Source organism: Streptomyces tsukubensis (assembly GCF_003932715.1).
GTDB lineage: Bacteria > Actinomycetota > Actinomycetes > Streptomycetales > Streptomycetaceae > Streptomyces > Streptomyces tsukubensis.
The window spans coordinates 4,265,431-4,279,910 of sequence record NZ_CP020700.1; the positions used below are offsets into that span (position 1 = coordinate 4,265,431).

General features: G+C 73.3%; 10 protein-coding genes. 7 read left to right on the top strand and 3 right to left on the bottom strand.

Annotated elements, in window-relative coordinates:
• Positions 1–16: 16 nt before the first annotated feature.
• Entirely contained in the window at positions 17–1,486 is a 1,470-nt protein-coding gene (locus tag B7R87_RS17425; protein ID WP_045852944.1) for a glycosyltransferase family 39 protein, read from the bottom strand.
• A gap of 155 nt (positions 1,487–1,641) precedes the next feature.
• Here B7R87_RS17425 and B7R87_RS17430 point away from each other — a divergent pair, with 155 nt between their 5' ends.
• Positions 1,642–5,529, top strand: coding sequence for a WD40 repeat domain-containing protein (locus B7R87_RS17430; RefSeq protein ID WP_130584961.1), 3,888 nt, complete (start codon positions 1,642–1,644; stop codon positions 5,527–5,529).
• Positions 5,530–5,605: 76 nt separating this feature from the next.
• Positions 5,606–7,378, top strand: a complete 1,773-nt coding sequence (locus B7R87_RS34145; RefSeq protein WP_052704621.1) for a TerD family protein — start codon at positions 5,606–5,608, stop codon at positions 7,376–7,378.
• A 15-nt stretch (positions 7,379–7,393) separates the two neighbouring features.
• On the opposite strand, the gene B7R87_RS17440 is transcribed toward B7R87_RS34145, so the two are convergent.
• Positions 7,394–8,800 carry an aspartate aminotransferase family protein gene (locus B7R87_RS17440; protein ID WP_006347760.1) on the bottom strand — a complete coding sequence of 469 codons (1,407 nt, stop codon included), beginning with the start codon at positions 8,798–8,800 and terminating at the stop codon, positions 7,394–7,396.
• 144 nt (positions 8,801–8,944) lie between these two features.
• Here B7R87_RS17440 and B7R87_RS17445 point away from each other — a divergent pair, with 144 nt between their 5' ends.
• Together B7R87_RS17445 and B7R87_RS17450 are read left to right on the top strand one after the other, a co-directional pair.
• Positions 8,945–9,592 (top strand): DJ-1/PfpI family protein, encoded by a 648-nt coding sequence (locus B7R87_RS17445; protein ID WP_006347759.1) that lies wholly within the window; start codon positions 8,945–8,947, stop codon positions 9,590–9,592.
• Positions 9,589–10,101 carry a MarR family winged helix-turn-helix transcriptional regulator gene (locus tag B7R87_RS17450; protein ID WP_006347758.1) on the top strand — a complete coding sequence of 171 codons (513 nt, stop codon included), beginning with the start codon at positions 9,589–9,591 and terminating at the stop codon, positions 10,099–10,101. Before B7R87_RS17445 ends, B7R87_RS17450 begins: the two co-directional genes overlap by 4 nt.
• Positions 10,102–10,347: 246 nt before the next feature.
• Here B7R87_RS17450 and B7R87_RS17455 read toward each other — a convergent pair whose 3' ends face one another.
• Complete coding sequence (locus tag B7R87_RS17455) at positions 10,348–10,860, bottom strand: RICIN domain-containing protein (protein ID WP_006347757.1); 513 nt, start codon at positions 10,858–10,860, stop codon at positions 10,348–10,350.
• 300 nt (positions 10,861–11,160) lie between these two features.
• Here B7R87_RS17455 and B7R87_RS17460 point away from each other — a divergent pair, with 300 nt between their 5' ends.
• The 3 genes from B7R87_RS17460 (at position 11,161) to B7R87_RS17470 (ending at position 14,460) form a co-directional block, all read left to right on the top strand.
• Complete coding sequence (locus tag B7R87_RS17460; protein WP_006347756.1) at positions 11,161–12,774, top strand: serine/threonine-protein kinase; 1,614 nt, start codon at positions 11,161–11,163, stop codon at positions 12,772–12,774.
• Between the two features lie 83 nt (positions 12,775–12,857).
• Complete coding sequence (locus tag B7R87_RS17465) at positions 12,858–13,625, top strand: sensor domain-containing protein (RefSeq protein ID WP_006347755.1); 768 nt, start codon at positions 12,858–12,860, stop codon at positions 13,623–13,625.
• Between the two features lie 172 nt (positions 13,626–13,797).
• The gene (locus B7R87_RS17470; RefSeq protein WP_100249139.1) at positions 13,798–14,460 is read left to right on the top strand and encodes an HAD family hydrolase; all 663 of its coding nucleotides are present in this window, start codon (positions 13,798–13,800) and stop codon (positions 14,458–14,460) included.
• The last annotated feature ends 20 nt before the right edge of the window (positions 14,461–14,480 follow it).

Here is a 14,480-nt window from a genome sequence, read left to right on the forward strand (position 1 = left end):
CGGTTGCCCTTGGGGGTCACGACGGCCGGCCGGCGCGTACGTAGACCCCGATCCGGACCTTCCCCACCAGCCGTTCCTCCCGGAGCGTGAACTCCGCCGCCAGCACCTCCCGCTTCATCCGCTCCCCGGGGAACGGGTCCAGCGGCTGGCCCCGGCGGTCCTGGACGACCACGATGCGCGGGGTCCGCAGCATCCGGGCACGGATCCCCTCCGGCGGAAGTTCCCTGCCGTAGAGCGTGTTCGAGGCGCGGGGGGACGCTGCCAGGGAGACGTCCGTCAGCCCGTCCAGCGACGAGGGGTGGACCAGGATCTGCACCCGGCGGCGTACCGGGGTGAACAGGACGCCGTCGCCCGGCTCCGCGGCCGCCGCGATCGCCGCCGCCACCTCGCCCACATCCTCCTTCCGGCTGTCGGGGGTGCGCAGCGCCGGGCCCTGGACCACCAGGGTGAGCAGCGAGGCCGCCGCCGTCGCCAGGACCAGCCCGCGGGACCAGTAGCGGTCGAGCGCGGCGCCCAGCAGCAGGGCTGCGCCGATGGCGTACGACAGGACATAGCGGCCGACGAAGAGCTGGTGCACGGTCGACACCGCCAGCAGCAGGGCCGTCGGGACGACCAGCACCGGGACGGCGACCCTCCGCAGCACCGCCGGGCCCGGGCCGCGCAGGCTCAGCAGGGCGAGGGCGGCCACCAGACCGACGGTGATCAGATCGGGCGTGCTGGGGAACGCTATCCAGTCGACCTGCTGGGACTGGGTGACGCTGAACCCGGCCAGCGGCGCCAGCCCCAGCAGGACCGCGGCCGCCGCGTTCCGCCAGCCCCGCGGCAAGGCGTGGAGCGGCCCCTTGGCCCGCGGCAGGCTCTTCGCCCGGGCCTCCAGCAGGAGCGTCGCCCCGTGCGCCACCAGCATCAGCACCGCGAATTCGTGGAGCAGACAGGCGACGAGCATCACCGCCGCGTACGCCGTCCACTTCCGGCGCAGCAGCAGCCAGGTCCCCCAGGTGACGCAGGCGCAGACCAGGGCGTACGACCTGCCCTCCTGCGCGTACCACTGCACCGAAGGCAGCAGCGGCAGCAGCAGCCCCGCCAGCAGCCCGGCGCGCGGCCCCGCCAGTTGCCTGCCGATGACCGCGACCCCGGCCGCGGTTGCGGACATCGCCAGCGCGGACGGCAGCCGCAGCGGCACCGTCCCCGGCTCCCAGACCGTGAACACGCCGTGCATCAGCAGGTAGTAGAGGCCGTGGACCGCGTCCGCCGAACCGAGCGTGCGCCAGATCTCCGGGACCGTACGCGACGCCATGTCGTACGTGACCGCCTCGTCCGCCCACAGCGCGCCCTCCCGCTCGATGCCCCACAGCCCGAGCGCCAGCATCAGCAGCGCGGGCGGCAGGGCGACCCGCCACGCATCGCTAGGTGCCCGGGTCACAGGAGGGGCGGGCAGGGAAGAGGGGGCGTGGCGGGCCGGTGAGAGCAGTGCGATATCGGGCATGCACCGAGCACACCGGTCCCGGCCATTGATGCGCAGTCCCCGCCGCCGGACCCATCAATTCATTACCCTCGCAGGTCAGCAGGGGTGGCAGGACCGGTCCCGCCCTGGTGGGTCGTGATCCGGGGCCGTGCCGGACGAGACGGAGGAGTCGGGGGATGGGGCGCAGGGAGAAGCCGCTGGACCCGGGCGCCGGGCCCGTCCAGCGGTTCGCGTACGAACTCCGGGAGCTGCGCAGGTCGGCCGGTGGCCCCTCGTACCGTGCGATGGCCCGCGACGCGCCCTACACCGCCCCCACCCTCTCCGCCGCCGCGTCCGGCGAGAAGCTTCCGTCCCTCGCCGTCGCCCTCGCCTATGTCGCCGCCTGCGGCGGCGGGGAGCGGGCCGCCGCGGCGTGGGAGCGCCGCTGGCACGAGACCGCCGCCGCCACCGAGGGGCCCGCCCCGGACGACGGGCCCGCGCCCTACCCCGGTCTCGCCCGCTACGGCCCCGAGGACAGCGACCACTTCTTCGGCCGCGACGAACTCGTCGCCGAACTGCTCGACCTCACCCGCCGACGGCCCTTCGCCGCCGTCGTCGGCGCCTCGGGCAGCGGGAAGTCGTCCCTGCTGCGGGCCGGGCTGGTGCCTGCCGTACGGGAGGCGGACCGGCCACCGGACGTCATCCGGATCCTTACCCCGGGCCCCACCCCGGCCCGTACCCACAAGGAACTCTTCACCCCCGGCGCCCTCGTCCTCGTCGACCAGTTCGAAGAGGTCTTCACCCTCTGCGACGACCCCGCCGAACGCGCCGCTTTCACCGCGCTGATGCTCCACGGCGCGGCCCGTGTCGTGGTCGCCGTCCGCGCCGACTTCTACGGCCGCTGCGCCGAACAGCCCGCGCTGGTGCGTGCGTTGAAGGACGCGGTGCTGCTGGTGGGGCCGATGGAGCGGGAGCAGCTGCGCCGGGCCGTGGTCGGTCCGGCCGGGGTCCGGAACCTCGTCGTCGAACGCGCCCTGACCGCCCGGGTGGTGGCCGATGTCGCCGACGAGCCCGGCGGGCTGCCGCTGATGTCCCACGCCCTGCGCGAGGTGTGGCGCCGCCGCCGCGGCCGGACGCTGACGGTCGCCGCCTACCAGGCGGTCGGCGGGGTGCAGGGCGCGATCGCGCATACCGCCGAGGACGTCTTCGGCGCGTTACGGGACGACGAGGCGGAGGTCGCGCGGGCGCTGCTGCTGCGGCTGGTCGCCCCCGGCGACGGCACGGAGGACACCCGCCGCCCCGCCGCTCCCGCCGAGGTGGTGCCGGAGGGGTACGGGCATGTTCTGGAGCGTCTGGTACGGGCCCGGCTGCTCACGGTCGACGATACGGCGGTCAACCTGGCCCACGAGGCGCTGATCACGGCGTGGCCGCGGCTGCGCGGGTGGATCGACGCGGACCGGGACGTCCTGCGGCTGCACCGGCGGCTGGCGGAGGCGGCGCGAACGTGGGAGCAGGTGGGCCGGGACGCGGGTGCGCTGCTGCGCGGCAGCCAACTGGAGGCGGCGCGGGAGGCGTTCGCAGCGGAAGCCGACGCAGCGACAGTGGCGACGGCGACGGCGACGGCGGTGTCGGCTGGTGCGGGGCGGATCCGGCGCCGGTACGGGAGCGGCGCCGAGCGCCCGGGGCCGTACCCCCGCCCCTCTCACCGGCCCACCGGCCCCGGCCCCGGCCTCCGATCCCGTCGGCCCGCCGTCCGCCTCCCCCTCACCCCCACCGAGCGCGCCTTCCTCGACGCCTCCACCGCCGCCCGCGACCGGGAGGCCCGGGCCGCCGTCCGGGCCGCCAGGGCCCAGCGGCTGCTGCTGCTCACCCTCTCCGTCCTGCTCTGTCTGGCCTCCGTCGCCGGGGTGATCGCCTGGCGGGAGAGCCGGACCGGCGAACGGCGGGCCGTCGAGGCCGAGGCGCGGCTGACCGCGGCCGTCGCGGACGCCCGCCGGGCCACCGATCCGCGGACCGCGATGCGCCTCAGCGTGGCCGCGTGGCGGCTCGCCGAGACACCGGAGACCCGGCAGGCGCTGTTCGCCGCGGCCGCGCAGCCGCACACCGACGTCTACGCCACCGCGCTGCCCGAGTCGCTCGTCGAGACCAACGACATCTGGAACCGGCTCAGCGACGACGGCCGCACCATGACGTCCGTCGGCCCGGAGACCGTCGCCCGCTGGGACATACCCGGCCGTTCCGAACTGCCCGCGCTCCCCGGTATGGGCGCCGACGCCCGGCGCATCCTCGACCTCAGCCCGGACACCACGAAGGCCGTCTACGCGGCCGCGGACGGCATCCGGATCCGCGATCTGATCACCGGGCAGCCGACGGGCATCCGCTACGGGCCCGCCCGCCCCCGTACCGAACCGCACTCCGACTACGCCTGGTTCGGCCCCGGCGGCCGGACCCTCGCCACCCACCGCGACGGGGAACCGGTCCGCCTCTTCTCCACCCGCACCGGCCGCGAACTGCTCCGCACCGGCCCCGAACGGCACGACATCCGGCTGCCGCTGGTGTCCCCGGACACCGGGCTGTTCTCCTTCTGCCCCGCCGAGGGCCCGTTCCAGGTCTGGGACGTCCGCACCGGCCGCAGACTGCCCGCCGCCCGGGGCGGTTTCGACTTCTGCAAGGACGCCGACGACCACTGGTCCCACCCGGACGGCCGGTCCCTGGCCGTCGAAACCGACCAGGGCATCCGGATCCGCGACCTCCGCACCGGGCGCGAGCGCGCCGTGATCCCCACCGGGCCCGCGGCCTCCGTCGCGTTCAGCGCCGACGGCAGCCATGCCGCCACGGTCACCACCGACGAGATCCGGCTCTGGCGGCTGCCGTCCGGGGCCGCGCCGGTGAGCGTGTTCCGGGTCGCGACCGGACTGCAGAGCTTCTCGGAGCTCCGTCTCGACCTGGCCGGGGGGACGATCAGATACCGGGACGGCCGGCTGCCCGGCGCCTCCGTCTGGACGCTCTCTTTCACCCTTCCCCCGGCGACCGGTTCATCTGCGGGCGGCACCCCCGCCGTCTCGGCGCTCTACGGCCCCGACGGCCGGACCCTCGCCGTCGAGTACGACGGGATCCGGCGGCTCCACGAAATCCCCGAGCTCCGCGAGCTCCCCGAACGTCCCGGCGGCCGTACCGCCGGACCCCCCGGTCTGCGTACCCTCGCCGAACTGCCCGCGGCCCGGCGCCCCGAACCCTGTATCGACCCCTGCGGCGGAATGGCGTTCGCCCCGGACGGCCGCCACTTCGCGCATATCCCGGCCCCGGGCACGGTCTCCGTCCGCGCACTGCGCTCCGGCACGTCCCGGTCGGTACCGCTGCCCGCCGGCGCCGACGGCACCCTGGCCGTCGCGACGGGCGGCCGGACGGTGCTGGCGCCCCGCTGGAGCATGGAGCACAAGTCGCTCGCCGTCCTCGACACCATCCGCCGCCGCTGGTCGACGCTGACCGCGGACCCCCACTACCGCCTGATCGCGACCGCGCCGGACGGCCGGGTCCTGAGCGCGTACCGCCAGTTGACCGCCCCCCGTACCGGCCGTTCCCGGATCGTGGCGCGCGGCGAGTCCGAGACGACGGCGGCGGCGTTCAGCCGGGACGGCCGCTTCCTGGCGGTGTCCGACGTCTACGGCCGTACGACCCTGTGGGACGGGACCGGCCAGGCGTTGATCGCCGTCCTGGTGGACACCGCCCCGGACCTGGCCCGCAGGTCCGACGGGCGTATGCCGGTGCTCGCGTTCTCGGCGGACGGCAGGCGCCTCGCCCGCGGTGATCCGGACGGCGGGATACGGGTCTGGGACACCGCGGTGCCCGACGCGGACGGCTTCCCGCTGCCCGCCGCGGACGGCCCGGTGCTGGCTTTGGCGTTCGCCGCGGACGCGGAGGAGCTGCGGGTCACCACCCCGTACACGGTGATACGTACGTACTCCCTCTCCGCGGAGGATGCGGTACGGGCCGTCTGCGCCCGGGCCGGGGGAGGGCCGGAGCCCGCGGAGTGGGCGGCCCATCTGCCGGACGTGCCGTACCGGGAGGTCTGCCCGGACCGGTGAGCGGCGCCTGTGCGGGGCGCGGGACCGGGACGAAGGGCATCGACGCGGAGGTGTCCCCGATGTCAGCATGTGCCGCATGACGAATATCCCCAAGGGCGCGAACGTCCATGTGCCGCATGCGCCGTTGCGTGTCCTGATGGGGTACACGCCCACTCCGGCCGTTCCCGTCATCGAGTCGCTCGCGCTGCTGTTGGACGCCGGGGACCGGGCGCGCTCGCGGTGCGACCTGCTCTACGTACCCGACCAGACCCGGCACCCTTCGGGCGCGGTCGCCCACCTCGGGCGGACGAACGTCCTCGGGATCCTCGGCTACGAGGACCAGATCGTCCAGTGGGACGTGATCCTGCCGGTCGTGGAGCCGGAGGTGGGGCGCATCCTGATCCTCGCCACCGCCGACGGGCTCTCCGACGGCCCGGTGCTCGGCCAGGTGCCGGGGCTGTACGTCCAGGTGCAGACGGTGGAGGGGGCACCGGTCGCGCGGTACGACGTGACCGACGCGGGCAGCGAGAAGGCGCTGCTGCTGGGCGAGTTCTACCGGCGGGACGGCGGCTGGAAGTTCCGGGCGGTGGGGCAGGGGTACGACTCGGGGCTGGCGGGGATCGTCGCGGACTACAAGCGGCTGGGCGGGGCGGCCGGGGCGGCCCCGGCGGCGGGGGCGCCGCAGTTCGCACCGCCTCCGGCCGGGGGTGCCGTACCGCAATTCGCACCGCCTCCGGCCGCGGGTGCCGCCTCCGGATCCGTACCGCAGTTCGCACCGCCGCCGTACCAGGCACCGCCTCCGGCCGCGGGCGCCGCCTCCGGATCCGTACCGCAGTTCGCACCGCCGCCGTACCAGGCACCGCAGCAGGCACCGCAACAGATGCCGCAGCAGCAACAGCACACACCCCCCGGCCCGTATCACCAGCAGTACGGCACCCAGCCCGGAAACCAGCAGTACGACCCGTACGCGCCGCCCGTCATGCCCCAGCAGGCAGGTGCCACGGGCCAGATGCGGGCGCCCCTGCCCGGGCGTTCGTACGCCCCCGGCCATCGCATCGTCGACCCGGTGGCCCCGGCGGCGGCGCCCGCTCCGGCGCCCCCGTTCCAGGTCCCGCAGCCGCCCCAACAGCATCACCATCAGCACCAGGCCCAGCAGCCGTACCAGCCCCCGCACGACCCCTTGTTCGGACCGGTCGCGGACCTGTACCGGACCCCGGCCCAGCAGCCCCCGGAGCCGGCCGCCCCCGCCGACCCCTTCGCCCGCTACCCCGCCTTCGCGCCCCAGTCCGTCCGCGGTTCGGGCAACGGCGCCCCGCTCTTCCCCGGCCCCTTCCCGCCCGGCCCGATCCTGCTGGAGATGGTCTTCCGCGACCGGGACACGGACTGGCCGGTGGTGCACCAGCTCAACCAGCGCCGGGAATCGGCGAATCTGCTGCTGGGCGGCGAGTGCGAGGGCGAACTCGTCGCCCGGGCGCCCGCGGTGGCGCCCGACAGCTACCCCCTGGGCGTCAAGGTGATGGCCTCCTCGGACTGGACGATCACCGCGCTCCCGCTGTCGGGGGCCCGGCGGCTCGGCGCGCGGGTGCCCGCCCACGGCGAGGGCTCGGACGTCCTCTCGTACCACGGCCCGGAGGCCCGGCTGGAGATCGACTACCGGGGCGATCCGCGCGACCACGAATCGTCGATGAGCCTGATCGCCATGGGTCTCGACGAGATCGACATGGCCGAGGCGGACTTCGTCGACACCGACTACCTCCTCACCTCGGCCGTCGGCCCGTTCCGGCAGACGGTGCATCTGCCCGGTGGCACCCGGCTGATCCACGTATCGGCCAAGGGGGGATGGACGCTGACCGCCCACCCCCACCACTGAGTCCGGGGAGGACTGTCAGTCGGCGTAGGCGTCGGCCGCCGACAGCGCGGCGTCCAGCGCCTCCAGGCCCTCCTCCGCCTCGGCCGGAGTGATGGTGCACGGCGGCACCACGTGCGTGCGGTTCATATTGACGAACGGCCAGAGCCCGTTCGCCTTGCAGCCCGCGGCGAAGCCCGCCATGGCCACGTTGTCGGCCGGTCCCGGGTTGTACGGCACCAGGGGCTCCCGGGTCTCCTTGTTCCGTACGAGTTCGAGCGCCCAGAACACGCCCGTACCGCGGACCTCGCCGACGCTCGGATGCCGTTCGGCCAGTTCGCGCAGGCCCGGTCCGAGGACGGTCTCGCCGATCGTGGCCGCGTGCTCGACGACGCCCTCCTCCTCCATCACCCGGATCGTGGCGACGGCGGCGGCGCAGGCCAGCGGATGGCCGGAGTAGGTGAGTCCGCCGGGGTAGGGGCGCTTGTCGAACGTGGCGGCGATCTCCGCGGAGATCGCGACCCCGCCGAGGGGTACGTAACCCGAGTTGACGCCCTTGGCGAAGGTCAGCAGATCGGGGACGACGCCGAAGTGCTCGGCCGCGAACCACTTCCCCGTCCGCCCGAAGCCGGTCATCACCTCGTCGAGGACGAAGACGATGCCGTGCCGGTCGCAGAGCTCGCGGACGCCCGCGAGATAGCCGGGCGGCGGAACCATGATCCCGGCGGTGCCGGGGATGGTCTCCAGCACGATCGCGGCGATCGTGCCCGGCCCCTCGAAGGCGATCGTGTCCTCCAGATGCTTCAGCGCGCGGGCGCACTCCTCGGCCTCGGTGACGGCGTGGAACGGGGAGCGGTAGAGGAACGGCGTCCAGAAGTGGACGACCCCTGCGGTGCCGGTGTCGGACGCCCAGCGGCGCGGATCGCCGGTGACGTTGACCGCGGTGTGGGTGCCGCCGTGGTACGAGCGGTACGCGGCGAGGACCTTGGGGCGGCCGGTGTGCAGCCGGGCCATCCGTACGGCGTTCTCGACGGCCTCGGCACCGCCGTTGGTGAAGAAGATCTTGTCGAGGTCGCCGGGGGTGCGCTCGGCGATCAGCCGGGCCGCCTCGGAGCGCGGTTCGACGGCGAAGGCGGGGGCGAAGGTGACGAGCTTCGCGGCCTGCTCCTGGATCGCGGCGACGACCTTCGGGTGCTGGTAGCCGATGTTGGTGTAGACGAGACCGCTGGTGAAGTCGAGATAGCGGCGGCCGTCGTAGTCCCAGAAGTACGAGCCCTCGGCACCGGCGACGGCGAGGGGGTCGATCAGGCCCTGGGCGGACCAGGAGTGGAAGACATGCGCCCGGTCGGCGGCCTTCACAGCGGCACCGGCGGCCCGGGACACGGCCGGAAGGGCGTCGTCCTGTGTGCCGTCGGCCGGGGAGGGGGCGGTGGTTCGAGGGGTCATGCGCGTCAGCGTAAGGAGGGACTGCCCCGCCCCGGCAGCGGCACGTTGTCTGCGATGCGCCCCTGAGCTGCGGCGTTCTGTCGCTTCGGCGGGGTCGTCCACAAGATGATTGACAGCATGCTGTCATGATGACAGTCTTCTGTCATGACAGCAGCCACGGAGCAGCAGAACAGCGGCAACGGCACCGACCGCACCGACCGCGTCGTTCACCTTGCGGTCTACGACACCTGGGCGGACTGGGAGACGGGCCACGCTGCCGCCTTCCTCGCCCAGCACGGCTGGACCGTGCGCACGGTCGGTCCGGCCACCGACACCGTGACCACCATGGGCGGTCTGAGGATCCGGCCCGATCTGGCCCTCGCCGATCTCGAACCGGCCGACAGCGCGCTGCTGATCCTGGCGGGCGCGGGCGCCTGGGACGCGGGCGACGACCTCGCGCCGTTCGCCGCGAAGGCGCGGGAGTTCCTCGGCGCGGGCGTGCCGGTGGCCGCGATCTGCGGCGCGACGGCCGGGCTCGCCCGTGAGGGGCTGCTCGACGACCGGGACCACACGAGCGCGGTCTCCTTCTATCTGGCGGCGACCGGTTACGGGGGCGGCGAGCGCTACCGGGAGGCGGACGCGGTCACGGACGGCGATCTGATCACGGCCGGCCCGACCGAGCCCGTCGCGTTCGCCCGGGAGATCCTGGCCCGGCTCGGGGTCTACGAGGGCGAGAAACTCGACGCCTGGTATCGCCTCTTCCACGATTCGGACCCGTCGGCGTACGCGGTCCTGGAGGGCGAGGCGGCGTGAACGGTCCGGACGGGGCGGCGGAGACCCCGGACGAGCGCCGGCGACGGCTGGAACAGCAGGCGCTGCTGACCCGTACCGCGCTCGGGGTGTTCCGGCTCAACGGCCACTTCATCGCGGTCTCGGAGCGGATCGCGAAGGCGGGCGGGCTGACGGCGGCCTCGTGGCAGGTACTGGGCGCGGTGGCCCGGGTCCCGCAGCCGGTGTCGGCGCTGGCCCGCGCGATGGGCCTGACCCGCCAGAGCGTCCAGCGGACGGCGGACCTCCTGGTCGACCAGGGCCTGGCGGTCTACCGCCCCAACCCGGCCCACCGCCGCGCCAAACTGCTCTCCGCGACCGCCGATGGCCGCGCCGCCCTGGGCCGCCTGAGCCCGGGCCACGCAACCCTCGCGTCCTACTTGGCGGAAACACTGGGCCCGGAGGCCTTCGCGGAAACGGCAGAGGTCCTGGAACGCCTGTCGGACGCCATGGCAGCGGCGGACGCACCGGACCCGACGGGGCCGGGCGAGTAGGGGGTGCGCACCCGTACCCGCACCGACAGGGCGAGGGGCGGCAAGAGAGGGGCGCTGGGGGCACTCCCCCTGGGCTTCGCCCGGAGGCACCCCCACCCACGCCGCCAGGCGTAGGGGTGGGGGTACCTCCCACGCCGCCAGGCGTAGGGGGAGGAACTGCGCGACCAGCCACCCACAGCCCGCGGCCGGCCACGCATCCGCCACCACCAACGGCGCGTCCCGCACCCCCTCCCCGGGGCCCGAGGCCTACGGCTGAAGACGTTCGATGGTGAACGTCTGGCTCTCCTTCGCCAGCTCGCACTCCGTCTGCACGATCGGCGCCCCCGCCGCCTCACTCCCGCCCTTCACATCCAGGCACTTCCCGGCGAACGTCTCGATCACATAGCCCTCGCCGCCCGGCACCACCCGGAACCGCTGGTTCGGCTGCCCGCCGCACTCGTAGCCGATGACCGGCGCGTCGGCCGCGGTGCTGGCTTCCTTCACGTCGAGGCACTGGTTGGTGCCCAGCTCCCGGATCTCGTACGCGCCCCCGCCGACCGACGCGAACTCGAACTGCTGGTCGGCCGCGCCCGTACAGTCCGACTGGACCAGCAATTTGTCGGCGGCCCGGAGTTCGAGGCAGAGGCCCGCGAACGATTCGGCCGTGTAGAGGGTCGCGGCCGCGGCGGCCTGGGCGCCGGGCGCGCCGAGCAGTCCGGTCGCCGCCGCGCCCGCGATGACCGCGGCCGCCAGGGTCTTCTTCCCCGCACGCACAAGCATGGGAGCACCTTTCGAGAGTTTCGGACGTCGCACTGGAGGCGACAGGAGGGGGCCGGGGCAGGCGCCCCGGCCCGCCCAGTCTTCGGCCGCGCGAGATCACCGGGAAAGGGCGACCGGCGATCTTCCCGCCTTCGGGTGAACCCCGGCGCACGCCCGTGACGCCGGTCGGCGCAACCCCCCTGCCCGGCCGCCGTCCGCAACCGCTTCCCGGTAGCTGATCAGGGGTGGGGCACGGCCTGCGCCGGGCGCGGCCTATCCTCATGGAATCCAGCGACGGGGATGACGGGGCCGGGGGGAACGATGGAGATGCTGGCGCCTGAGGATCCGCGCCGGATAGGCGCGTACCGGCTGCTCGCCCGTCTCGGCGCGGGCGGTATGGGCCAGGTGTATCTGGCCCGCAGCGACCGGGGCCGTACGGTCGCCGTCAAGCTGGTCCGGGCCGAACTCGCCGCCCAGGAGTCCTTCCGGGAGCGTTTCCGGCTGGAGGTGAACGCGGCCCGCCGGGTGGGTGGCGAGTGGACCGCGCCCGTTCTGGATGCGGACACCGAAGCGGCCGTGCCGTGGGTGGCCACCGGCTATGTCGCGGGCCCGTCGCTGAGCGACGTGGTCGCCAAGGGGTACGGCCCGCTGCCGGAGCGTTCGGTACGCATCCTGGGGACGGGGCTTGCGCACGCCCTGCGCTCCATTCACGGCGCGGGTCTGATCCACCGCGATCTGAAGCCGTCGAACATCCTGGTCACCATCGACGGCCCCCGGGTCATCGACTTCGGTATCGCCCGCGCCCTGGAGGCCGCGGACATGGGCATCACCCGTACCGGGGCGGTGGTCGGTTCGCCCGGTTTCATGGCGCCCGAGCAGGTGCGGGGCCTGCGGGTGACGGCGGCGAGCGACGTGTTCTGCGTCGGTTCGATCCTGATGTTCGCGGCGACCGGGCGGCTGCCGTTCGGCGGTACGGAGAACAGTCACGCCGTCATGTTCCGGATCGCGGAGGAGGAGCCGGACCTCGGCGGGCTTCCGGCCGGTCTGGTGGAGCTGGTACGGGACTGTCTGCACAAGGACCCGGCGCGGCGGCCGTCGCCGGACGAACTCCTCGCCCGGACGGCGGGACCGGTGCCGGAGACGGACGGCGAACCCTGGCTGCCGGGAGCGCTGGTGGCGCAACTGGGGCGGCATGCAGTCCAGTTGCTGGAGGTGGAGCACAGTACGGGCCCGCAGCCGCGGGTCTCGCTGCCGCAGCCGCAGCCGCAGCCGTACGGCTATCACGGGGCACCGGCCCCGGCACCCGCCCCGGCCACGGCGGTGGCGCCGACACCACCGGCACCGGCGGTGCTCACGACCGCGCCGCAGCCCCCGGCTCGCCGGGGCCGCCGGATCGGCATCTATCTGGCGCTCGCCTTCGTCCTGCTGGTCGCCGTCCCCGTGGTGGCCGGACTGGTCTACGCGAAATTCATGGCGGACGACGGCGACGACGGCACGAAAGGCTCGGGCCGGGACACGACACCGGTTGCCACCGGCAGGAACTCCCCTGCGCCGGAGGGAGACGGGGACGTAACACCCGGTGATATCACGCGTGATGACGGAAACAACGTGCCGGAGGCCTACATTGGCACGTGGCGTGCGACATCCACGTCCGCGCAGGGGGAGCGCGTGCACACGATGACCATCGAAGGCGGCACGTCCGGCGAGAAGGTCATGAGACTGGTTGAGACGGCGCCCGAGTACGAGTGTGTCTGGTCGGCCACGTTGAAGTCCGCGGGCAGTCCGCTCGAACTCGGCCCCAGCACGGTCGAATCGGGGGAACCGAAGTGGTGCGGGCCGGGGGCGTGGAGCAGGCTGGAGATGCCCGACGGCTCGACGATCGTCCGCGAACTGGTCGGATCGGATAAAACTCCGCTCCGCTACACGAAGCAGTAGCAGTATGTCCCGCGGCGGCCCGACGGCCGCCGCGACCCTGTACCGCCTGTCATGTCCCGCCCATCCCTCAAGGAAGCCTTTTCATGCAGACCGCCATTGTCCGTCGTGGTGCCGTTGCCGCGTCCGCCGTCTCTCTCGCCCTGCTGCTCGCCGCCTGCGGCGGGGAGGACGGTACGAAGGACTCCAAGGTGGACAAGGCGGGCGGTGAGGGAACGAAGCAGTCGGCTCCGGCCAAGTCGCAGGCCGAGCTGGAGAAGCTGATCGTCGCGCAGACGGATCTCAAGGGCCACAGCGTGAAGACCCCGCTGCCCGCCGAGCTGAAGGACGCGACGACCGCCACGGTCGACAAGAACGAGTGCGCGACCCTGAACGAGGTCCTCGTGATCGGCGCCCCCGGCGCCGAGGGCGCGCTCGCGGCCCGGCAGACGTCGCGGACGCCGGGAAGCGAGCCGGCGACCGGTACCTCCGACGAGAAGGCCCAGGCCGCGCTGGAGGCACTCAAGAGCGCGTCCATCAACCTGCTCACCCTCGGCTCGTACGCGGACGCCGACGCCGCCGGGAAGGCCATGGCCGACCTGAAGAAGTCGGCCGAGTCCTGCGCCTCGGGCTTCACCAACACGGTGACGACCGAGAAGACCAAGTTCACCAAGATCGCCCCCGGCTCCTACAAGGGCGGCGACGAGGCCCTTGCCTACACCGTCACGGCGGAGACGGGCGAGGGCCCGGTGGAGACCGAGGTCGTCGTGGTCCGCAAGGGCACGGAGATCTTCTCCGCACACACCGTCAGCATGAGCGGCAAGGCCGCACAGCCGCTGGACATCCTCGAAGCCCAGCTCAAGAAGCTGGGCTGACCCGGTCCGGGCCACCGGGTACGGTCGGCAACAACCGCCGTACCCCTGCCTTCCGCCTCCTCGGCGGGGCCGCACGGCTGGACCGGTGCCCACCGGCGGATCAGGGCGCGTATCGGGTTCCACCCGGGGGTGCCCTGATCCGACGTTTACGTGGTGGTGGCATCCTTGCCCGGTGTCCTCATCCGATCATGCGAGCGCCGTGTTCTTCGATGTCGACGGCACCCTCGTCCCCCGCACGAGTTCGTCGGTCTTTCTGGCCGACTTCCTCGGCCACCGGGACGAGTTGGCCGAGGCCGAGAACGCCTATGCCGCCGGCGCCCTGGACAATCGGCAGGTCGCCGAGCTCGATGCCGCGGGCTGGACGGGATTTCCCGAAGACCAGGTCGCCGGTCGGCTGAATGGGCTTCCCTTGGTGTCGGGCATCAAGGAGACCGTGTCCTGGTGTCGGCAGAACGCGGTGGTACCCGTGCTGGCGACCCTTGCCTGGTCGCCGGTCGGCGAGTATCTGACCGACCGCTTCCGCTTCCACCGGTTCAGCGGACCCCGGCTGGAGACCGTCGGCGGCCGGTTCACGGGTCGGGTCGCCCGTCATTTCGACGAGTACGACAAACGAGATTTCGCCCTCGCGCAGGCACGGGAACTCGGACTGGATCCCCGCTCTTGCGGAGCTGTCGGAGACAGCCGCTCCGACTTACCGCTGTTCGCATCCGTAGGGTTGAGCGTGGCGTTCAACGCCTCCGCGGGAGCGCGCGAGACGGCCACTGTCGCCGTCGACGACGACGATCTGCGGAGCGTGCTTCCGTTCCTGAGTCGCCTGGTCGCATCCGCTCCCTGACGGCCACGACAAGAGGGCGC

Coding starts and splice junctions, on each gene's coding strand:
- B7R87_RS17425 (WP_045852944.1), bottom strand. CDS start 1,486: ATGCCCGATATCGCACTGCTCTCACCGGCCCGCCACGCCCCCTCTTCC.
- B7R87_RS17430 (WP_130584961.1), top strand. CDS start 1,642: ATGGGGCGCAGGGAGAAGCCGCTGGACCCGGGCGCCGGGCCCGTCCAG.
- B7R87_RS17455 (WP_006347757.1), bottom strand. CDS start 10,860: ATGCTTGTGCGTGCGGGGAAGAAGACCCTGGCGGCCGCGGTCATCGCG.
- B7R87_RS17465 (WP_006347755.1), top strand. CDS start 12,858: ATGCAGACCGCCATTGTCCGTCGTGGTGCCGTTGCCGCGTCCGCCGTC.
- B7R87_RS17440 (WP_006347760.1), bottom strand. CDS start 8,800: ATGACCCCTCGAACCACCGCCCCCTCCCCGGCCGACGGCACACAGGAC.
- B7R87_RS17445 (WP_006347759.1), top strand. CDS start 8,945: ATGACAGCAGCCACGGAGCAGCAGAACAGCGGCAACGGCACCGACCGC.
- B7R87_RS34145 (WP_052704621.1), top strand. CDS start 5,606: ATGACGAATATCCCCAAGGGCGCGAACGTCCATGTGCCGCATGCGCCG.
- B7R87_RS17460 (WP_006347756.1), top strand. CDS start 11,161: ATGGAGATGCTGGCGCCTGAGGATCCGCGCCGGATAGGCGCGTACCGG.